Genomic DNA, 20,297 nt, shown 5'->3' with positions numbered 1-20,297 from the left:
CTACCGGTGAATCTTTTGTGCATACAAGCTGTCGTCTGGTCGCAGTCGAACAATTAACAACTCAGTGTTGCTGTCGTGCCGCTGTGAGCGAACGACGGGATGGCGCGCGACAGCCAGCGCCGGATGCCGTCAAGAAGGATAAACGCCGATTGAACGAAAGGAAACAACAGGCTAGACCTCTCGTTCGAAAACAACGAAGGTGCTGCCATGGCTGCAAAACTGTCGGTCAATCTGAATGCGATTGCAATGCTCCGGAACCGGCGCGACCTGCCGTGGCCCAGCGTAACCGGTCTCGGTCGCATCGCCCTTGAGGCTGGCGCCAGCGGCCTGACGGTGCATCCGAGACCGGACCAGCGCCACATCCGTTTCTCCGATCTCGGTCCCATCCAGGAGTTGATCGACGGCTCCTTTCACGGCGCCGAGTTCAATATGGAAGGCTTTCCGGAAGAAGGCTTTCTGCGCCTAGTTGAGGAGCATCGACCGGAGCAGGTGACGCTTGTTCCCGACGATCCGTCACAGGCGACATCCGATCATGGCTGGGACTTTCGCAAACACCGAAAGCTGCTTGAAAGTGTGGTCGGTCGCGTGAAGCAGCTTGGTTTGCGGGTCTCGCTCTTTGCCGACGGCGATCCAGATCGCGATGCTCTGAAGATCGCAAAGGAGGTCGGCGCCGATCGGGTCGAGCTCTACACCGGCCCCTATGGCGGCTGCTATGACGCTCCCGCGCGCGCTCAGACGCTCGTGGAGGCGCTCGGGCAGACGGCGGATATCGCCTTCGACCTCGGCCTCGACGTCAACGCCGGCCACGACCTGACTGTCGCAAACCTGCCGGCACTGGTCGCCCGCATTCCGAAACTCGCCGAGGTGTCAATCGGGCACGGGCTGACGGCGGATGCACTGGAATATGGCATGGCCGAAACCGTCCACCGCTTCCGACGCGCCTGCGGACAGGACGCCTAAGCGTAAAACATGGAGTGGACCGTCAGTTGATCTGAGGCATCCTCGTCGGCGTCGACCACCGGTCAGCCGGCTCTGAGCGGAAAAGCGTGCGAACTGGATCGTGTCGCACGCAATTGCACCGCGCCGGTATTGCCCTCAGGCCGCGATCATTTTCGAGGCACCGACGCTTTCGCCAAGCGCGAAGTCGACGGCGGCTTCGGCATGGATTGCCGTGGAATCGAAGCCGGGGAGAGGGAGTACGGCGGGATCCAGGATCAGGCAGATTTCGGTGCATCCGAGAATGACGCTGTCAGCGCCTGCGAGCTTCGCCTTCTCGACAATTGCCAGAAGTTTGTCACGGGATGAATCGAGAACTTTCCCGGCACAGAGCTCCTGGAAGATCACGTCGTGGACCGTCGTCCGGTCGTCGGCGTCCGGAACTATGATGGTGATGCCCCTATCTGCCATCCGCTCGGCGTAAAAGCCTTGCTCCATCGTGTACCGGGTCGCGAGCAGCAAAGGTCGCTCCTTGCCGGCGGCCTTCAACGCACGCGCAGTCTCGTCGATGATGTTGATGACGGGGACCTCGATGGCAGCCTGGACCGCGTCCGCGACGAGATGCATCGTGTTCGTGCAGATCAGGGCGCATGTGGCGCCAGCGTTTTCCAAACCCTTGGCGACGGCGCCAAGACGCTCGCCGGCGAGATCCCAACGACCGGCTTTCTGCAGGTCGACAATGCCCTGGAAGTCGACCGAATGGAGAACGATTTCGGCGGAATGAAGAGCGCCGCGCCGTTCGCGCACGGCCTCGTTGATCATCCGATAGTAGACTGCCGTGCTTTCGAAGCTCATGCCGCCGATGAGGCCGATCGTCTTCATGTGTACTGCCTTTCACTGCCAGGGGTTGGGTGACGGCAGTATGCATCTGGCGCGACGCCATTTGTTTGCAATGTGCGACTTCGGTCGTGGGGCGAGTGCGCAATATGTGTTGCGTGATTTGAGTTTTGCAGGAATTATTCGCGCATCAATCATCTTGTGCGGGAAATGAGTGCATGAATCTGGATGAGCGTGACACCAAGCTTCTGGCAATGCTGCAGGCGGACGCGGGTGTATCAGTGGCGGAGCTGGCCGAGCGTGTGAACCTGTCGCTATCGGCCTGCGCGCGCCGCATTCAGCGGCTTGAAGAGAATGGCTATATCGCCAGGAAGGTGGCGGTACTCGATCGCGAGAAGATGGGCGTGCCGACGACGGTCTTTGCCCTCATCAAGACGGCACACCACTCCGATGAGTGGATCGAGCTTTTCCGCAAAGCCATAAGCGGCATTGCCGAGATCGTCGAGGCGCACCGTCTGACCGGCAACTACGACTACATCCTGAAGATCGTTCTGCCTCGGGTCGAGCACTACGACGTCATCTACAAGGAGATCGTCCGCAAAGTCGAACTGTTCGACGTGTCAGCCTCGATTTCGATGGAGGTGCTGAAAAGCGGAAACGAGGTTCCGGTCGCCTATGCGAGGTAGTGTGCTGTGCGGCGAACGGATTGCAGGCAACAAAAAAGGCCGGAAAAATCCGGCCTTCCCTTCATTCCTGCCGCGGCCAGTACATCCGTGGTCGGCGGCGGAATTCACCCGAGGGGGTGATTAGGCTGCTTCCAACTGGTCAGCCGACATCTTGCCCGACTTGCGGTCGCGGACGAGTTCGTAGCTTACCTTCTGGCCATCGTTCAGGCCTGCGAGGCCCGCGCGCTGAACGGCAGAGATGTGTACGAATACATCCGGCTCGCCGCTATCGGGAGCGATGAAGCCATAACCCTTGGTGGTGTTGAACCATTTTACAGTACCAGTTGCCATAACGAAAACCTTTTCTTCTCCGGCAAATCATTCACGGATCCCCGGCTCCTTAGCCGAAAATCCTGCTTAGTCGAATTTGAAGGGAAGTTCGTCAATCTGCACCACAAGGGCGCAATAGCAAAAGTCGTCGTTCAAATCTCGATGCGTGCCATATAAATGCTTCGCGGCAAAACGTCAAGGGAACGGCGAAATGTGTTTTCGATATAGGGACTTCCGCAGGTTTCGGCGGGATGCAAATCGCCGCGCCTGACCTAGGCGCGGCGACAATCAATGTGAAGTGTCGACGGATGTCAATGAAGCTGCGGCGAGACGCGAGGTGCGCTTGCGACGAAGAGCGCCTCGTTCACGCCCTCTTGAAGGCGACGTTTGCGGATCAGGATGCCCATGACCCGGGCGGCGGTGGAAAAGGTCATGGCGTCCAGCGGGCCATCGCCATCCCAGGGCTTGGTCAGCCGCAGGGCCACCATTTCCATGACAGTCTTGGGCACGATATCGGTGCACTCGCGCAAGGCATCAAAGACGATGCTAATCGGCACCAGAGTGCCGTCATGCATCACCGACGGTTCAGCCTCGCCGACTTTCCAGTCGTCGAAGGCCTCGATCGCATCGCGAAACAGGTGTTGCAGGGTGATGGGAGCGTGTCCTTCGTGAAGGTCAGGCAGGAAATTCATCATTTTCTGTCTCCTTGGCGTCGGGGGTGGCTGCTTACTCCTGCAGCAGTGCGCCGCGCTGCATCTCAAGGTCACAACCGCGCGGCAAGTGACCTCACCAATTCTATCGAGATGAAATGACTTGGGAAGAGAAAAATGATGCGCAAACCTGAAGCCTACGGTCGATCTGAAGAAATTTTGTTTCAGTTCAAACGGTTGAGGCAAACTGTATATGTATTGATTCAAGCCTTGTGGTTTGCGCTTTATCAGCTGATTTTGCGCGAATCGGCTGGCCGAGATCGGAGGCTCAGCTTGCCGGGGCAGACTACATGCACGGTATGACCGCAGGTCAACAGCGTCTGGAACGGAACCATGGTTTCGTAGTCTTCAGCAAAGTGGCCGGGTGATCATCTGGATTTTCTTGGCCGTCATTCGATCCTCCCTGGAAACTGACAGTCGTGCCTACCAGCGCCCCGAGGGGTACTATCGGCTTACAACGGCTCGAAATTGCTGGTTGATGGGAATGCGCAAGCGCCCGGTTGGTTGTGCATGGCGCGAGCCATGCGGTGCAGAGGTAAGGCGCGCAATATTTGCTGTTGACCGCATCCGCCAAGGTAATTACAAAGGTGCCGAACCGTACCGTACGGTACGCATGGAGTTGCAACGTGCAGAACGCAGCGAAAAGCGCAGGAGCAGGGGAATTGGTCGGTCTGACCGGTCGCCAGAATGCCGTGCTTGAAAGCGCGCTCAACCTGCTCGTCGAAGGCGGCGAAAAGGCCGTGACCACGGCCGGTGTCGCGCGCGCCGCGAACTGCTCCAAGGAAAGCCTCTACAAGTGGTTCGGCGATCGCGACGGGCTGCTTTCAGCGATGATCTCGTATCAGGCTGGCAAGGTTCGCACTGTCGAGGTCGGTGCCGAAGCACTCACGGCCGAAGGTCTGCATCGACATCTCGCGGCATTCGCGCATGACCTGCTCGACGTCCTTTCCGGTGACGTGTCGCTGGCGCTGAACCGACTGGCAATCGGCCAGACGGTGGGCAAGGCAAGCCGGGGCGGCTCCAGCCGTGTCGCGCCGACTCTCGGCCGGCTCCTCGAGGAACGCGGCCGGCGGCAGATCGGCCGACGCGCGGCCATGCTGTTGGAGGCTGGGCGCAAGGCGGGGCTGTTGGCCTTTGACGATACCGACGAAGCCTACGGCACGCTCTACGGGCTTGTTGTCACCGACCGGCATCTGCGGATGCTGCTCGGCGAGGATCCGAAGGCAATGAAAAAGGAATTCGCCGGGCGGGCGGAACGGGCGGTGACGTCCTTCCTTGCTCTCTACGGCGTGCAGGCAATGGCGGACGCATAGGGCGTTCGCTCGAGGAAAACGGACAAGCAAGGGAAGGAAACATCAATGCGCGTCTATTACGATCGTGATGCCGATCTCAACCTCATCAAGGCGAAGAACGTCGCCATCGTCGGCTACGGCTCGCAAGGCCGTGCGCACGCCCTCAACCTCAAGGATTCCGGCGCCAAGAACGTCGTGATCGCGCTCAAGGCCGGTTCGCCGACCGTCAAGAAGGCCGAGGCCGACGGCTTCAAGGTTATGACCGTCGCGGAAGCCGCCAAGTGGGCCGACCTCCTGATGATGGCGACCCCGGACGAACTCCAGGCCGACATCTATAAGGGCGAGATCGCCGGCAACATCCGTGACGGCGCTGCGATCGCCTTCGCCCACGGCCTCAACGTCCACTTCGGCCTCATCGAGCCGAAGGCTACGGTCGACGTTGTCATGATCGCGCCGAAGGGCCCGGGCCACACCGTTCGCGGCGAATACCAGAAGGGCGGCGGCGTTCCCTGCCTCGTTGCCGTTCATCAGAACGCTTCGGGCAACGCCCTTGACCTCGCGCTCTCCTACGCTTGTGGCGTCGGCGGCGGCCGTTCGGGCATCATCGAAACCAACTTCAAGGAAGAGTGCGAAACCGACCTCTTCGGCGAACAGGTCGTTCTCTGCGGCGGTCTCGTCGAGCTGATCCGCGCCGGTTTCGAAACCCTGGTCGAAGCCGGTTACGCACCGGAAATGGCCTATTTCGAGTGCCTGCACGAAGTGAAGCTGATCGTCGACCTGATCTATGAAGGCGGCATCGCCAACATGAACTACTCGATCTCCAACACGGCCGAGTGGGGCGAATACGTCACCGGCCCGCGCATCATCACCGCCGAAACCAAGGCCGAGATGAAGCGCGTTCTGCACGACATCCAGACCGGCAAGTTCACCTCCGAATGGATGCAGGAATGGAAGGCCGGCGGCGCACGTTTCAAGGGTATCCGCCGCAACAACGACTCGCACCAGATCGAAGAAGTCGGCGCCAAGCTGCGTGGCATGATGCCCTGGATCGGCAAGAACAAGCTGGTCGACAAGAGCGTCAACTAAGGGGCGCCGCTCTCGGCCATCTCGCGCTGCGACCGTTGCAGGGCGAGGCTAATGCGGTCGATCACGATAGCGTCTTGTAAATTGTCAGGTCGCGAAGAAGCCGGGATACGACCCGGCTTTTTTGCTTCCCTCGGTGCCGCAATACCTCGATGCCGTGGACATCCGTGCAAAAGCGGCAACGGCAAGTTGACGGATGCAATAATGCTGGTGCATCCTCGCCGCAATTTCATCGGCTCGAAAGCCGCGTTTGTGCACGCCAGCTGATGATTCGCCGCCACAGATGCGGCCAGCCATTCGCATGCAAGCAGTTCTTTCTGGAAATCCTGGGAGTCCACTGTGAAGCGAAGTGCATCAAGTATCCTGAATCTCACTTTTGCCGCCACGTTGTTTGCGGCTTTTCCGTCGCAAGCTGCGGACCTCGTGATATCGGCACCGAACTGGCCGTCGGGACAGGCGACCGCCAACATCCTGAAAGTGGGTATCGAGAAGGCCTTTGGCCTTCAGGCCGATGTGCAGCCGATGGGCACGATGACATCCTTCGCCGGGCTCGAGACCGGAGTCGTCGATGTCCAGCCGGAAGTGTGGCGTCCGAATTTCGACGCTCTGGTGAAGAAATACGTTGATGAAAAAGGCGTGATGGCGCTTGCGGGCAAGAGCGTCTCTGCCTGGCAGGGACTGTGCGCGACGTCCGAGGCGGCCAAGACGATGAAGACGGTGGCCGACCTCAGTGACCCCGAAAAAACCAAAGTGCTCGATACCGACGGAGACGGGCGCGGCGAGATGTGGATTGGTGCGCCGAGCTGGCTTTCGACGGGCATCGAGCGGGTGAGGGCGCACAGCTATGGCTATGCATCGACCCTGGCACTGGTCGAAGCGGAGGAGGACGTCGCGATGGCTGCAGTCGATGCTGCCGTTGCGACCGGCCAGCCGATGGTCTTTTACTGCTATGCGCCCCATCACGTTTTCGGGCTGCACGAACTGATTAGGATCGAGGAGCCGCCGCACGATCCGGCGAAGTGGCAACTGGTGTCCGCGCAGGATCCGCTTTGGATCGAGAAGTCGAGCGCGGCGACCGCGTGGGATACGGCCCATTTTCAGATCGCCTACAGGACGGCTTTCGCAAAGGAGCGGCCCGAGGTTGCACATTTCCTGGACAAGGTCGACCTGTCACCCGAGGAGGTGACGCAGATGAGTTATGCGCTCGGGGTCGAGCGACAGGAACCGCTCGTTTACGCGCAAAAATGGGTCGAGCAGAATGCCGCCCGCGTCGACGGGTGGGCAAAGCCATGAGGTTGCGAGGCTCCCGCAAAAATCTTGCTGCGCAGACGCGCCGCGTCAGTCTCGCGATGGCAGCGGTTGCCGTCTGTCTCGGTCCGCTGGTGGCATTGGCCCAAACACAGATCTACGACGCCAGGACCGGCAAATGGGTCGACTACGACAAGAAGAAGGCCAGGCAGCTCTATGCGCGCAACAAGCAGGTGCCGGAGGCATTCCGCCGTCAGGTCGTACCGTTCAGAACGGCCGAGGTGCCAGGCACGATCATCATCGACGGCAACCAGCACTTCCTCTATCTCGTCCAGCCCGGCGGGCAGGCAATCCGCTATGGCATCGGGGTGGGACGCGAAGGGTTTGGCTGGGCCGGTATCGTGCGTGTCGGGCGAATGGCCGAGAATCCGACATGGACACCGCCGCCGGAGATGGTGGCACGTGATCCGAATGCAGCGAAATGGGCAGCCGGGATGCCGGGCGGTCGGCCCGACAACCCCCTCGGTCCGAGAGCGCTCTACCTTTACGAAGGCAACAGCGACACTATCTACCGCATTCACGGGACAATCGAGCCGTGGACGATCGGGCTGGACGTTTCCTCCGGCTGCATCCGTTTGAACAACGAGGACATCATCGACCTGTACGGACGGGTGCAGGTTGGCGCGAAGGTGATCGTGCTGATGCAGGGGGCGGCCCTCTACAAGGGCGTCTGAGGACTTCAAGAGAATGGAGATATTTCAAACAGATCCGGAGGGTGGAGATTTGTCGACAGTGCATTTGGGGAATGTGCTTGGCAGGGTACTGATTTTGGCGATGGGCACTGTTGCCGTTGCCGGATGCCAATCTTCCGCACCGGAGCCGCAGGACATGGCGCGAACGAGCCTCGGGACGGCACCTGCCGACCTGCAGCTTATCTGCGCCAGCGCCGCAGCAGGGACGAGCGGTGTCGAGGGCAGCAAGATCCTCCCGACAAGTTCTCGTCAGCTCGACGCCACGTCTTACAGCGTTGATCTGGATGCAGCCGGGCGCAAATTCGTTTGCGTCGTCGACAGCAATGGCTCCGTCAGGTCGGTCGGACCCGTGGCGGTCTGACCCCAGGGAGAGTTCAGGGCAGTTCACCCAGGAAATCTGGCCGTTGCAATCATCGCGCGAAAGGATCACACTCCTTCCAATGTCGTTTCACGATCGGGGAGGATAGTGTGATGGCAACGTTTTTCTATCATTTCGCCTGGTTCGATGTGGCGATCCTGAGTGCAATCGTCGTGCTTGTGCTTGCAAGCCTCTATGGAGGGGAAGGCAAAGCCTGAGTTGCCATGAAAATGGACGATGAGCAGAAGCTTCATCGTCCATTCCGCAGGTTTTGAACAAGCACGGGAACCCGTGAGCCAGAAGCTTGCGCCGCGACTACCGCGCCACCAACTTGCGATACAGGTGCCAGGTTGCATGACCGAGGATCGGCATGATGACGGCGAGACCGGCAAAGATCGGGATCGTGCCGATCATCAGGCAAATGGCTACGATCAGTCCCCAGAAAGCGACTGGAACGGGATTTGTCATGGTCGCGCGGAACGAGGTTTCCAGGGCCGAAACCGCTCCGACGTCGCGATCGAGCAGCAGGGGGAAGGCCACGACAGTCGTCGCCAGCACGATTGCTGCAAAACAGAATCCGATCAGATTGCCGACGACGATCAGCGTCCATCCGGCGGAGGTGCCGAAGATTTGCGACAGGAAAGCCGAAAGCGAGCTTGGAGGCTCGGGGCCGAAGAGGCTTACATAGAGATATTGCGCAACGAGAATCCACGTGATGAACAGCGCGAGCAGAAAGGCGCCGACTGCCAGGATGGCGGGAAGCGCCGGGGAATCTCGCACATCCAGCGCGTGTTGCCATGAGGTGTCGAGACCGGCCTCACGCCGGCGGCTGACTTCATAAAGTCCGAGGGCCAGGACCGGGCCAAGCAGCGCAAATCCGGCCATCAACGGAAAGATAATAGGCAGAAGGTTGGCACCGGAACTCCAGGTGATGAGGGCGACGCCGGATATGGGAAATATCAGGCACAGAAATACGTAATGCGAAGGCTGTTCGCGAAAGTCATCAAAGCCCAACCAGAAGGCATCCCAGACTTCGCCAATACTGATCTTGCGGACCTCGGGCTGGGTCCCGTGTTGTGCGCCGGACATCACGTGAAATGTGGCCATGCTCAGTCCTCCTTGCCAGTTGAACCGTCAGGTCGCCGCGGGTGGATTCGCCACCGCACGGTTGTCCATCAGTGATCGCTAAAACATAACATCGATGCGTCGTGTTGTCCTGCCCCTTGACTTCGGGGTATTGCGAACGCACATCGCCTCATCATGAAAGCTTCCGAAGCAGATATCCTGATCATTCCGGGCTACACGAACTCCGGACCCGACCATTGGCAGAGCCGATGGCAGGCCAAGCTATCGACCGCGCGCCGCGTCGAGCAGGCCGAATGGGCGAAGCCCGTGCGGGAGGACTGGGTGCAGCGCGTCATCGAGGAAGTCGAGGCAGCCGAAAGGCCGGTTGTCATCGTCGCCCATTCGCTCGGTGTCGCGACGGCGGTTCATGCCGTGCCGCATGTGGGCCACAAGATCGCCGGTGCCTTTCTGGTCGCACCGCCGGACGTCGCAAACCCGGATGTTCGCCCGAAGCACCTGATGACGTTCGGGCCCTATCCACGCGATCCGCTGCCGTTTCCCTCATTGATGGTGGCAAGCCGCAACGACCCCTTTGGCAGCTACGATCACGCGCACGATATCGCCAATGCGTGGGGATCTCTACTCGTTGACGCGGGCGCGTCGGGCCATATCAACACTGAGTCCGGTCATGGACCCTGGCCGGAAGGCGGCATGGTGTTCGCGCAGTTCTTAAGCCGATTGAAGGCATAGCGTGTACTGCTCCGTGGCGGCTGATGCATGATTGTGATGGCCGCATTAATCGGAATTTCATTCAATTCTCAGAAGCTTGCTGCGTGTTTCTGGCAGCAGGCGGTCTATGGCATTATCGCACAATCCGAACTCGTTACAGCGCGAGAGCGATCGCCTTGAGGCGGTCGTGGAGTTTTCGCCTTTCGGCATAGGAACGGTTGATAGCGATTTCGCCTTCATCTCAGCCAATGCGGCGTTTCTGCGGATTGTCGACGCTGCCGGAGTATCGGAACTACCGTCGCTGAGCCAGCTCGCGTATGGCGATGATGCCGGAGTGCTGGCGTCGGAGCTCGATGCCGTCATTGCCGGCAGCGTAACGGCCGCGCCGTTGGAGCTACAAATCCGTCGCAGTGACGGCACACCGCTCTGGTGTCTCCTGGCGGTCGTGAAGTGCAGCGGAGCAGAAAGTGCTCTGTTTGCTGTTCAACTGATCGACATAGACGGGCACAAACGTCGCGAACTTGACCTTGCCGACCGTGAGAGCCGCTGGAACCACGCGCTGGAAAGCGCCGGGCAGGGCGTCTGGGATCATGATTTTGCAAAGGGCGAGCTCTTCTACTCGAAGCAGTGGAAGGCGATGCGCGGCATGGACCCGGACGAAGAAGTGGACGGCGAGCTGGGGCGCTGGATCCGGAATGTCCATCCGGATGACCGCGAAAGCGTGCTGGCAGAAATCGCCAAGCAGGAAACCGCCGAGGCTGCGTTCAGCGTGTTCTCCTATCGCGAGCGGCATCGCGACGGACACTGGATATGGATCGAAAGCCGAGGCGCTGTTGTCGAGTACGGCGCCGACGGCAAGCCATCGCGGATCGCTGGTACCGATACCGACATCACCGAGCGGAAAAATGCGGAAGAAATGCTTGCGCAGATGTCCCGGCGGCTGGAACTGGCGCTGGATATTTCCGGGATCGGGGTATTCGAAGTCGATTTGGACAGTCGCGCCGTTCAATGGGACGAGCGCATGCTGCAGATGTACGGCATGAACAGTAGCGCGGTTGGCCCCAATGATTGGGAAGACGCAATTCACCCGGACGACAGGGTCAGAGCTTCGGCGGCAGTGGAAACGGGGCTTGCGGCCTGGTCCGAATTCAGTAGTGCCTTCCGGATTGTCCGCTGTGATGGCGAAACCCGCTACATCAGGGCGCGAGCGGCCCCCTTTGTCGACCTGAATGGTGTGCCGAGACTGGTCGGTGCCAATTGGGACGTGACGGAAGATGTCCTGCTGCAGGAAGAACTCCAGCGCGCACGCGATCTGGCCGAGGCGCGCAGCACGGCTCTGGAGGAGGCGAGGGCACGCATCGAATACACCGCCCTGCACGACCATCTCACCGGTCTTCCCAATCGTCGCTACCTCGATACTGCGCTCGACGAGCGCGCATTGCAGGCATCGAAGGACGGCACCCGACTATCGATCCTCCATATCGACCTGGACCGTTTCAAGGAAATCAACGACACGCTCGGCCACACAGCAGGCGACGGCATGCTCAATCATGCTGCCGGGGTACTGAAGGCGCATATGGGGCCTGATGACTTTGTCGCCCGGATCGGCGGCGACGAGTTCGTGTTTCTTGTCTGCGGTTCCGCGAAGCGAAACCTCGGTGAACTGGCGGATCGTATCGTGATCGCCATGCGACAGCCAGTCGTTTTCGACGGGCATGTTTGCCGGTTTGGCGCCAGCATCGGCATCGCCAGCGCTGTCGGCCCTTCGATCGACGGAAAGCAGTTGCTGATCAATGCGGATCTTGCTCTCTACCGCGCGAAGAACAAGGGACGCAGCCGCCATGAGTTCTTCACCAGCGACTTCCAGGCGCAGATCATCGTCAGCAAGAAGACGGCAGACGAGATCATGGCGGGGCTCGAGCAGCTTCGCTTCGTCCCGTATTACCAGCCGCAATTCTGTGCGCGGACACTCGATCTCGTGGGGGTGGAGACGCTTGCGCGATGGGATCACCCTGAGCGAGGAATCCTTTCGCCTGATGCATTCCTTGCGATCGCGGAAGACCTCCACGTCGTAGCTGCGATCGATCGACAAATCCTCGAGCGCGCCCTCGGTGATCTGCGCAACTGGGACGATGCCGGTGTCAGGGTTCCGAAGCTATCGGTGAATGTCTCGTCGCGTCGTTTGCACGATCCGGAGTTGGGGGCATCGCTTGGGGCGCTCGCGATCGAGCCCGGACGTCTTTCGTTCGAACTGCTGGAGTCCATCTTCCTTGACGACTGCGACCGCGCGGTGCTCGACAATCTTGCTGATATCCGCCGGCTGGGGATTGAGATCGAGATTGACGATTTCGGCACCGGCCACGCGTCGATCGTCAGCCTCATGAAGCTGCTTCCACGGCGACTGAAGATCGACCGCCAGTTGGTGAAACCGATTGCGCGCAGTGCCGGGCAGCGCCGTCTGGTCAGCACGATCATCGAAATAGGCCGTTCGCTGGATATCACTGTCACAGCCGAGGGAGTGGAAACGGAAGCGCATGTCCAACTTCTGCGCGACATGGGCTGCGATATCCTGCAGGGGTTTGCCCTGGCCAGGCCGATGCCGGAGGCGGAACTCGTTGAATTCGTGCGTTCCGAGCGCTGGCGAGACGGTTTTGCGAATGCACGCGAGTTGCAGGAGCGGTTGAAGCGGACCATTTCCGGGTAAGGCGAGGCATGGTCCGCCACAATCCGCCGTCGATGTGCTCTTGCCGCCCGATTGCGGCAGTGGTACCGCCTCTCTTGGAGAGTTTGATTATAGGTCAGTAACGTTGACTTAATTCGACCGGTGTGATCCTCTCCCACATTACAAAATTCCGAGGAACCCCCCCATGCTGAATTGGGAAGATATCTTTGCCACGCGTTCATCCCGGATGAAGGCGTCGGAAATCCGTGAACTTCTTAAGCTTCTGGACCGCCCCGACATTATCTCTTTTGCCGGCGGAATTCCCGACCCGGCGCTCTTTCCGGGTCAGGACTTCAAGGCAGCCTATGCGGACATCTTCTCCGGCAGCGCGGTGGACGCAGCACTCCAGTACTCCGTCAGCGAAGGCTACAAGGCGCTGCGCGAGTGGCTTGCAGGCGAGATGAAAAAGCTCGACGTCAGCTGTTCGGCCGACAATGTCTTCATCGTTTCCGGCTCACAGCAGGGACTGGACTATCTCGGCAAACTCTTCCTTTCTCCCGGTGACACCGCGCTCGTCACCTGGCCGACTTACCTTGGTGCGCTGCAGGCCTTCAATGCCTATGAGCCGAACTACGACCAACTGACGCTGAACGGCAACCGCACGCCGGAAGGCTACCGCCAGACGGCCAAGGAGGCCGGCGGCAAGGTAAAGTTCGCCTATCTTTCTGCCGACTTCTCCAATCCCACGGGCGAGACCGTCGATCGTGGTGACCGTGAGAAACTCATCGATCTTGCGGACGAACTCGACATTGCCATCATCGAGGACGCCGCCTACCAGTCGCTGCGCTACGACGGCGAGGCGATCCCGCCGATCCTGGCGCTGGAACTGGCGCGCAAGGGCGGTAACATCAATGCCACCCGCACCATCTATTGCGGCAGCTTCTCCAAGACGCTCGCACCGGGCCTGCGTGTCGGTTACGTCGTTGCCAATGCCGATGTCATCCGCAAGCTCGTGCTGATGAAGCAGGCAGCCGACCTGCATTCCTCCACCATCAACCAGATGGCGATCGCCCATGTTGCCGAGCGCGGCTTCGACGCGCAGGTGAAGAAGATCAAGGCCGCCTACAGCAAGCGCCGCGACGCGATGCTGACGGCACTCGCCAAGTACATGCCGGAGAGTGTCAGCTGGACCAAGCCGGAAGGTGGCATGTTCATCTGGGTGACGCTTCCGAAGGGTATGGATGGTGCCAGCCTGCTCGCCAAGGCGATCGAGAAGAAGAAGGTCGCTTTCGTTCCGGGCAAGGCGTTCCACGCCGACGGCAGCGGTGCAAACACTTTCCGAATCTCCTTCTCCTGCGCGGACGAGAAGACGATTGATCAGGGTATTTCCCGTCTGGGCGCTTTGATCCGCGAGGAACTTGCTTAAGCAGCAAGTTCGCGTGTCGTTACTTGAAAGGGTGCCCGGCGGTTCAGCCGGGCGCAGGGGCTGCCTTTCTCTAAGATCGGTCATCACAGGGTCGTGCCTGCCATCGATCAAACGAAGCCACGGACCGCCATCCAACCAACATGATACGGCATCGGCGCTTCCCATTTGGCCGACTGCGTATAAACTCCGCGTCATTGCAATGGTTGTATTCTGATGTCTCTTCGCCTCGCCACCTTCAACGTAGAAAATCTCATGTCTCGGTTCGAATCGGTCGGTTTTCGCAACCAGACGCGTCAGGATCGGGTGCTTCGGCTCTTCAACATTCGCAGCGAGGCTGAGTACCAGCGTCTGGAGGAGGCGCGCACGATCGCGCTGACAGACGACGCCCGCCAGCAATCCGCGCTTGCGATCGCCGATGCTGATGCCGACATCCTCTGCCTGCAGGAGGTCGACAACATGGAGGCGCTGCAGGCTTTCGAATATGGCTATCTGTTCAAGATGGTCGGCAACGGCTATCGACAGCAATACCTGATCGAGGGGAACGACAAGCGCGGAATCGACGTTGCCGTGCTGATGCGCGAGCAGACGCTCGACGGCCAGAAAATCGAATGTGTCGATGTTCGCAGCCACGCCGGCGCCACGTACCGCGACTTTGACATTTATGTTCCGGAACTCGCGCCGCTCTTGCCGGACGATCGCATTTTCAAGCGAGACTGCCTGGAACTGGACCTGAGGATCGGGGGAAGGCCGCTAACCCTCTTCGTCGTGCACTTCAAGTCGATGGGACCGGGGCGCGACGGACTCGACGGCCGCTCCTCCACCATGCCGGTGCGGGTGGCCGAGGCGAAGGCTGTGCGTCGCATCATCGAGGATCGCTTCGGTACGGGAAATACCGCCAACAAGCATTTCGCCATTTGCGGCGACATGAACGACTATCAGGAGAAGCTCGTCGTAGAGGGTGATCGGCGCAACGGCTATGCGTTTCGGCGGGTCGTAGAGGACAGAAGCGCACTTGACGTCCTCACCAAGGACGGTTTCGTCGAAAACCCCATGCTGCTCCGACCGGACGACGATCGCTGGACGCTCTATCACAATATGGGGCCGGACGATCGGCATCTGTGTCAGTTGGACTATATCCTGCTGTCGCCCGCGCTCGCCCGTCGCAACCACACGAGGGTTCCGGAGGTCATCCGATCCGGGCAGCCCTATCGAACGATCTTTCCGCCAGGGCAGGCGGTGGATCGCTATCCGCGCATTGGCTGGGACCGGCCGAAGGCTTCCGACCATTGCCCGGTCGTCATGACGCTGGACGTCTGATGCGCCCGCCCGGGGAAACCTCAGCGAGAGCCTGGCCCAAGGAGGGGGAAGTCTTCCCCATCGCGCGGGTCGGAATTCGCGTTTCCGGTGAACCACATCCGTTTCATCTTGAGGAGCGCGCGGCAATCGAGGCGAATTGGCAAGCGGAAGTGAGTGCCAATCCGGCCCTCTACAATGACAAGATGCTGTTGCAAAGCGATGTCGAGATCTCGGACGGTGCGATCTCGTCAACGGCTCACTTCGTTCCCTTTTCCGCATTCCTATTGTGGCGGAAGAGACGGCCGCCGGGCGGCGGCTACCATCTCTTCGGTATGCCGCTGGTCGTTTCCAGTGATGGCGCCGTCATCGCAATCCGCATGGGCTCGCATACGGCAAACCCTGGGCGCGTCTATTGTGCAGCCGGTTCCCTCGATGCGTACGATGTCTGCGACGGCCTGTGCGACCTGGATGCCAACATGATGCGCGAAGCCGAAGAAGAAATAGGGTTCGATCTCCGCAAGGCGGCGACGGTCGGGCAGGGCTATCATGCCCTTCACATCGATAAGGTCATTACGGTCTTCAAGATATTCCGGTTCGGGGAGATGGCCGACGCACTGCTCGCGCAGATCGAGCGCAACAGGCGCACGCAGGCCTGCCCGGAAATTGACTGTGCAGTTGCAATCTTCGACAGCGACCCGCAACGCCATTCCTATGCCGCCTTCATGCCTCCGATCTTGCGCTGGTTCTTCGATCGGGGACAGCGGTGATTTGTCCTTGCCGGGAGCAGATACGTCGTGCAGTTTGCCCGACAAGACGTTCGTCTGAGGGAGTACTTCGTGTCGCGCCGATACGCCATCTATGACGTTTTCACCAACCGCCGGCTCGCGGGCAATCCGCTCGCGGTCGTCTTCGATGCCGATGGGTTGGACGATGCGGAAATGCAGGCGATTGCCGGCGAGTTCAACCTGTCCGAGACCGTTTTCGTGCAGCGGGCAAAAAACCCTGCCCATACGGCGCGGGTGCGTATCTTCACGCCGGGCTGCGAGTTGCCTTTTGCTGGTCACCCCACCGTCGGTGCGGCGGTTGCCATCGCGGAGACGCTGAACGGTGGCAACGGAAGGCCGCTTGATCTCGTCAGCGTCCTGGAAGAGAACATCGGGCCCGTCCGTTGTGCGGTGAAACTTCCTGCAGAAGGTGCTTCCTTTGCCGAGTTCGACCTGCCGCGGAAATCCGTCCGGCTGGATGCTGCGCTCGACCGTCAGGCTATCGCGGACGCTTTCGGGTTGAAGCCAAATCAGATCGGCTTCGAGAATCACGTGCCTTCCCTCTGGAGCGCAGGCGTCGCCTTCGTAATGGTGCCAGTTCATGATCTCCTCGCCGCGTCGGCGGCAGAATTCGACGCGACCGCGTGGCAGCGCTGCGTTCCGTTCGCGGAAGGGCGGCTGGCGTCCGCCTATCTCTACTGTCGCGGCGGGGTCAACCATTTGGCCCGCTTCCACGCCCGCATGTTCGCGCCCGAGATGGGAATTTCGGAGGATCCAGCGACCGGGGCCGCCGTGGCGGCACTTTCCGGCGCGATCCATTTCTTCGACCAGTTGGTTGACGGCCATCATCCGATCCTGGTCGAGCAGGGCGTCGAGATGGGGCGCCCGTCGTTTATCCATCTGCATCTCGACATCGCCGCGGGACAAATCGCCGGTGCGCGCATCGGTGGGCAGGCCATTCGTATCGCATCGGGCACGCTGGATCTCTAGGGGCTCGGGAACGGATTCTGCTCCGGTCGAGGGCCCGATCCGCACACGTTTTTCCGCGCCATTCCAATCGCTTGCCCGGTCGCGGGGCGACTCCCCAAGCGCGCTGGGTGGCCAGCGACCACGCCTTTCATCGGCGCACACAAAAAAATCGTGCCAATCGAAACAAAAGTTAGAAGGATGGGTAGACAAGGTCGGCCAAGGCCATTATACGCCCCATCAGACCGCAGCGACGCGGTTCTGGACGGGTGATTAGCTCAGTTGGTAGAGCAGCTGACTCTTAATCAGCGGGTCCACGGTTCGAGCCCGTGATCACCCACCAAAATCAAACACTTAGCGGCATTCTACCAACCCGCATTTTACACCAAAGCCAGCATTTTACAGTTTATGCTTTCTTTGTTCCGCGACCGATTGCGTCGATTACCTCCTGTCCGGCGAGGTAGTGCTTGCGGATGATTGATTCGGCGTCCTCTGCCGAATGGCCGGAAATCTCCGATATCAGCTTGATCTTTTCGTCGTGCGATCTGTCCAGATGAGCATAGGCATAGGTGATTGCCGTTCCGCGCAGATCGTGGAAGGTGACGCCTTTGATATCCAGCCTCGCCATCTCCTTGCGCCATGACGCCCGGAAGCCGCTCGATGTCCAGTTCTGCCCAAATGAGTTCACAAGCACGCGCTGCTGCTCGGCTTCCTTCGCCTTCCTGAGAACTGGCAGAATGTCCGGTGCAGCGACAATGCGGACCCTTGCCCCTGTCTTCCCCTGCTTGATCGAAACTCTCCCCCCGTCGAAAGCCAGTGTTGGCATCTCCAGGATGTCGGCCTGCCTTTGCATAGTCCACAGGGCGATCAGAGCGACGTTGCGAATGTGGGGCGCTGCCTTCTCGATCAGTACCGACAATTGGTCGTCGGACCAGATGATGTCGCGCCGGGTGCCTTCATGGAGCCGCTCGACTTCTTCCAATGGATTCCGAAGGATAAGCTCGTTCCCCTTTGCCCATGAAAAGAGGCGTGCCAGAAGCGCGATGTGCATGTCGGCTGAACGCGGGGCGTCTTTCATCGTATCGCGCCATACGATGAAGATGCGGCGGCTTCCTCGTTCCTCAATGGATTCGATGGGAAAGGTCTCGAACTCTAGGCGGATGGTGGCGAACTGCCGCTCATAGTCCCGCCGGGTCGACGCGGCGAGTTTCTGATAGCCGGCAGTCTTGCGATAGTCGTCTATCAATGAGCCGATAGTGCCAGCGACGACTTTCTTTTGCCGATCGCGAGTTAGCCTGATGTATTCCTGCGTGAAAGCCTTCGTCCCCGGCTTCGAGGAGATGCGTGGCGCACCTTTGCCGCGCCAAGCATAGTAGTAGGTTACGACGGAGCCATCCGCCAATTTGACGTTGACCTTATGCACTCCGACGAGCATCCCTTTCATTGAGCCACCTCTTCAGCGCCTTTGCGCCGCTGCTCTCATCTTCTTGCTTGGCAGCGAAATGGCGCGGCGAGAACTCGATCTCACCGGACGGATGCATGATAACACGGACGCCGTGCATCGCCGCAGCGGCAGCAGCGTCGGCTATCTCGGTCTTGGTGTAAGTACGGGCTCTGCTCATGGGCTGTCGTCCACAGGCTTTCCACAGGGCCGTCCATCCTGCGCGCGGCTGCGGATCAACCCGGCGATGGCGTGGCCGGTCGGATCGTCGTTGATGAAGCCGTGATCGTCCGCAATCCCCGCCGCCTCCTCGAAAGCCGCTGCCCTTGCATCGGTGCAGCACGAGCACCGATAGGGCTTGTACCACTTCCGCGCCTCTGGGCTGAATTTCTGGTAGCGGCTGTCGGTGATGTACTTGATGTAGACCGACGTCGTGCTTTCCCATGCGATCGGCTTGCGCCAGTTCGCTTTGCCGGTGCGCTGACGATCCTCGCCCGCTCCCCACTGAGCGCGGCCATATCGGTTCGCCATGAGGTTTTCCGCGTAGCAGCCGTCACAGGCCGGGGAGACCTTCGTGCATCCGATCCACGGATTGAAGGTGTGATCGGTCCATTCGATTTTCGAGTTTTCAGCCATGGTGGCGGTTCTCCTGAACAGCGCGGAGGAGGGCGAGGCAGAGGGCGAGGGCTCCGTTGGGTGCGCCGCCCAAAGCCACGGTGCTGTAGCTTGTCCGGCATCCCTCACGCAGTTCCGCGTGCCATCCTTTCCGGTCGTCTTGGCCGATTGCTGCGATGGTCCACCCCGGCAAAACCCGCTCTGCCAGCGCAACGGCGGCGTCCTGAGAACTGGTCACGGCAGGGAAGAAACGAACATCCATCAGCCCGCCGCCTTGGAAGCGGATCACGTTTTCGCCCTTGTCATAGGTGAAGGGCGGGATCGGACGCTCTGGCATGAAGCCGGGGGCGTCGAAAAGGTGAGGTTCAAGCTCTGCCGCAATGAGAGCATCCAACTCCCGGCTTGGCCCGTCTGCCCGTTCGAGGAGCGCGATAAGCTCGGCCAGCGCCGGCCCGGTGTCGATCTTGGTCATGCGCCGCACTCCACTTCGATGATGTTCTGGAACATGGAGAGGAAGCCGAAGCGGTAGCCGGCCAGCGTGACACGGCAACGAGCACCTTCCTGGATCTTGGCGTAGACCGTCGAGGAGGTGAAATGGCCGTTCCACAGCGAGTCCTCTACGACGTAGGTCTCGGCGTCGGAGTAGACGAAGTTTCGGTACTTGGACGACGATTTGCCGTCGCTGTCCGTCGAGACACTCAGCAGGCGCTCTTTCGAGACAACGCTGATTTCAGATTGTTCGATGTGCGTCTGGATCATGTAGCTTGCGACCCCAGCGGCTACGCCAAGGACAAGGATGCCGATTACTGCGGCTGAGGATGTCGTGCTCATTCCGCTGCCTCGCTGAACATGATCGCTTCAAGTTCGGACTGGTCGACTTCGATCTCAGGCGGTGCAACCTTCGCCTTCGCCTCGAGCAGCGCTTCGAGGATGCGATCGGTCTCGCGCAGTTCGGCGGCGTCCCGCTCGATGTTGCCTTGCAGGAAGTCAGCTCGCGCGCGCAACCGATCGATGCTGGTGTCGACCAGGCGGCGGGCCTTGTCGTGGTCTGGGATGCGCTCGACCGGCGCGGTTGCTGATGCGTGCTTGCGGGAAAAAATGCTGATGATCATGGTTGAGCCC

The 20,297-nt window shown here is 60.1% G+C and carries 23 protein-coding genes, 1 tRNA gene and 1 pseudogene; 14 read left to right on the top strand and 11 right to left on the bottom strand.

Annotated elements, in window-relative coordinates:
• The first annotated feature begins 207 nt into the window (after positions 1-207).
• Complete coding sequence (locus IB238_RS09395; RefSeq protein ID WP_192245590.1) at positions 208-960, top strand: pyridoxine 5'-phosphate synthase; 753 nt, start codon at positions 208-210, stop codon at positions 958-960.
• 135 nt (positions 961-1,095) lie between these two features.
• On the opposite strand, the gene IB238_RS09390 is transcribed toward IB238_RS09395, so the two are convergent.
• Entirely contained in the window at positions 1,096-1,818 is a 723-nt protein-coding gene (locus IB238_RS09390; RefSeq protein ID WP_192245588.1) for an aspartate/glutamate racemase family protein, read from the bottom strand.
• 173 nt (positions 1,819-1,991) lie between these two features.
• Here IB238_RS09390 and IB238_RS09385 point away from each other — a divergent pair, with 173 nt between their 5' ends.
• Positions 1,992-2,459, top strand: coding sequence for an Lrp/AsnC family transcriptional regulator (locus tag IB238_RS09385; RefSeq protein WP_192245586.1), 468 nt, complete (start codon positions 1,992-1,994; stop codon positions 2,457-2,459).
• Positions 2,460-2,579: 120 nt separating this feature from the next.
• On the opposite strand, the gene IB238_RS09380 is transcribed toward IB238_RS09385, so the two are convergent.
• The 3 genes and pseudogenes from IB238_RS09380 to IB238_RS24545 form a co-directional block, all read right to left on the bottom strand.
• Positions 2,580-2,789 carry a cold-shock protein gene (locus tag IB238_RS09380; protein WP_192245584.1) on the bottom strand — a complete coding sequence of 70 codons (210 nt, stop codon included), beginning with the start codon at positions 2,787-2,789 and terminating at the stop codon, positions 2,580-2,582.
• A gap of 290 nt (positions 2,790-3,079) precedes the next feature.
• Positions 3,080-3,463: a hypothetical protein gene (locus IB238_RS09375; protein ID WP_192245582.1), complete on the bottom strand. Its 384-nt coding sequence runs from the start codon at positions 3,461-3,463 to the stop codon at positions 3,080-3,082.
• Between the two features lie 287 nt (positions 3,464-3,750).
• Positions 3,751-3,871: pseudogene (locus tag IB238_RS24545) on the bottom strand (protease); the annotation flags it as partial.
• Between the two features lie 233 nt (positions 3,872-4,104).
• Between IB238_RS24545 and IB238_RS09365 the strand changes: the two are divergent.
• The 5 genes from IB238_RS09365 (at position 4,105) to IB238_RS09345 (ending at position 8,214) form a co-directional block, all read left to right on the top strand.
• Complete coding sequence (locus IB238_RS09365; RefSeq protein ID WP_192245581.1) at positions 4,105-4,791, top strand: TetR/AcrR family transcriptional regulator; 687 nt, start codon at positions 4,105-4,107, stop codon at positions 4,789-4,791.
• Between the two features lie 45 nt (positions 4,792-4,836).
• On the top strand, positions 4,837-5,856 hold the full coding sequence (gene ilvC, locus IB238_RS09360) for a ketol-acid reductoisomerase (RefSeq protein ID WP_192245579.1): 1,020 nt from the start codon (positions 4,837-4,839) through the stop codon (positions 5,854-5,856).
• Between the two features lie 357 nt (positions 5,857-6,213).
• Complete coding sequence (locus IB238_RS09355) at positions 6,214-7,146, top strand: glycine betaine ABC transporter substrate-binding protein (RefSeq protein WP_348648250.1); 933 nt, start codon at positions 6,214-6,216, stop codon at positions 7,144-7,146.
• A gap of 56 nt (positions 7,147-7,202) precedes the next feature.
• Positions 7,203-7,835 carry a L,D-transpeptidase gene (locus IB238_RS09350; protein ID WP_246723627.1) on the top strand — a complete coding sequence of 211 codons (633 nt, stop codon included), beginning with the start codon at positions 7,203-7,205 and terminating at the stop codon, positions 7,833-7,835.
• Positions 7,836-7,989: 154 nt separating this feature from the next.
• Positions 7,990-8,214 carry a hypothetical protein gene (locus IB238_RS09345; protein WP_192245575.1) on the top strand — a complete coding sequence of 75 codons (225 nt, stop codon included), beginning with the start codon at positions 7,990-7,992 and terminating at the stop codon, positions 8,212-8,214.
• Positions 8,215-8,526: 312 nt separating this feature from the next.
• On the opposite strand, the gene IB238_RS09340 is transcribed toward IB238_RS09345, so the two are convergent.
• The gene (locus tag IB238_RS09340; protein ID WP_192245573.1) at positions 8,527-9,318 is read right to left on the bottom strand and encodes a DUF2189 domain-containing protein; all 792 of its coding nucleotides are present in this window, start codon (positions 9,316-9,318) and stop codon (positions 8,527-8,529) included.
• A gap of 153 nt (positions 9,319-9,471) precedes the next feature.
• Between IB238_RS09340 and IB238_RS09335 the strand changes: the two genes are divergently transcribed.
• The 7 genes from IB238_RS09335 (at position 9,472) to IB238_RS09305 (ending at position 17,462) form a co-directional block, all read left to right on the top strand.
• The gene (locus tag IB238_RS09335; protein WP_192245572.1) at positions 9,472-10,026 is read left to right on the top strand and encodes an alpha/beta hydrolase; all 555 of its coding nucleotides are present in this window, start codon (positions 9,472-9,474) and stop codon (positions 10,024-10,026) included.
• A 106-nt stretch (positions 10,027-10,132) separates the two neighbouring features.
• Complete coding sequence (locus IB238_RS09330; protein WP_192245570.1) at positions 10,133-12,709, top strand: EAL domain-containing protein; 2,577 nt, start codon at positions 10,133-10,135, stop codon at positions 12,707-12,709.
• 163 nt (positions 12,710-12,872) lie between these two features.
• Positions 12,873-14,093, top strand: coding sequence for a PLP-dependent aminotransferase family protein (locus tag IB238_RS09325; RefSeq protein WP_192245568.1), 1,221 nt, complete (start codon positions 12,873-12,875; stop codon positions 14,091-14,093).
• A 213-nt stretch (positions 14,094-14,306) separates the two neighbouring features.
• Positions 14,307-15,410, top strand: coding sequence for an endonuclease/exonuclease/phosphatase family protein (locus IB238_RS09320; RefSeq protein WP_192245566.1), 1,104 nt, complete (start codon positions 14,307-14,309; stop codon positions 15,408-15,410).
• Positions 15,410-16,156: an NUDIX hydrolase gene (locus IB238_RS09315; protein ID WP_192245564.1), complete on the top strand. Its 747-nt coding sequence runs from the start codon at positions 15,410-15,412 to the stop codon at positions 16,154-16,156. The genes IB238_RS09320 and IB238_RS09315 overlap by 1 nt, the downstream gene beginning before the upstream one ends.
• 69 nt (positions 16,157-16,225) lie before the next feature.
• Positions 16,226-17,143 (top strand): PhzF family phenazine biosynthesis protein, encoded by a 918-nt coding sequence (locus tag IB238_RS09310; RefSeq protein ID WP_192245562.1) that lies wholly within the window; start codon positions 16,226-16,228, stop codon positions 17,141-17,143.
• 243 nt (positions 17,144-17,386) lie between these two features.
• Positions 17,387-17,462, top strand: a tRNA-Lys gene (locus IB238_RS09305).
• 63 nt (positions 17,463-17,525) lie between these two features.
• On the opposite strand, the gene IB238_RS09300 is transcribed toward IB238_RS09305, so the two are convergent.
• From IB238_RS09300 to IB238_RS09275, 6 genes are read right to left on the bottom strand one after another with little or no spacing between them, the layout of a single operon-like run.
• Positions 17,526-18,563 carry an integrase gene (locus IB238_RS09300; protein WP_192245560.1) on the bottom strand — a complete coding sequence of 346 codons (1,038 nt, stop codon included), beginning with the start codon at positions 18,561-18,563 and terminating at the stop codon, positions 17,526-17,528.
• The gene (locus IB238_RS09295) at positions 18,535-18,741 is read right to left on the bottom strand and encodes a hypothetical protein (protein ID WP_192245558.1); all 207 of its coding nucleotides are present in this window, start codon (positions 18,739-18,741) and stop codon (positions 18,535-18,537) included. Before IB238_RS09295 ends, IB238_RS09300 begins: the two co-directional genes overlap by 29 nt.
• Positions 18,738-19,196, bottom strand: coding sequence for a DUF5131 family protein (locus tag IB238_RS24960; RefSeq protein WP_281414439.1), 459 nt, complete (start codon positions 19,194-19,196; stop codon positions 18,738-18,740). Before IB238_RS24960 ends, IB238_RS09295 begins: the two co-directional genes overlap by 4 nt.
• The gene (locus tag IB238_RS09285; protein WP_192245556.1) at positions 19,189-19,647 is read right to left on the bottom strand and encodes a hypothetical protein; all 459 of its coding nucleotides are present in this window, start codon (positions 19,645-19,647) and stop codon (positions 19,189-19,191) included. The genes IB238_RS24960 and IB238_RS09285 overlap by 8 nt, the downstream gene beginning before the upstream one ends.
• Positions 19,644-20,006, bottom strand: a complete 363-nt coding sequence (locus tag IB238_RS09280; protein WP_192245554.1) for a hypothetical protein — start codon at positions 20,004-20,006, stop codon at positions 19,644-19,646. The genes IB238_RS09285 and IB238_RS09280 overlap by 4 nt, the downstream gene beginning before the upstream one ends.
• Positions 20,003-20,287, bottom strand: coding sequence for a hypothetical protein (locus tag IB238_RS09275; RefSeq protein ID WP_192245552.1), 285 nt, complete (start codon positions 20,285-20,287; stop codon positions 20,003-20,005). Before IB238_RS09275 ends, IB238_RS09280 begins: the two co-directional genes overlap by 4 nt.
• Between the last annotated feature and the right edge of the window lie 10 nt (positions 20,288-20,297).

Source organism: Rhizobium sp. ARZ01, from assembly GCF_014851675.1.
Classification (GTDB): Bacteria; Pseudomonadota; Alphaproteobacteria; order Rhizobiales; family Rhizobiaceae; genus Mycoplana.
Note: the sequence above shows the minus strand (reverse complement) of the source record. Positions and strands in the feature narration are given on the sequence as shown.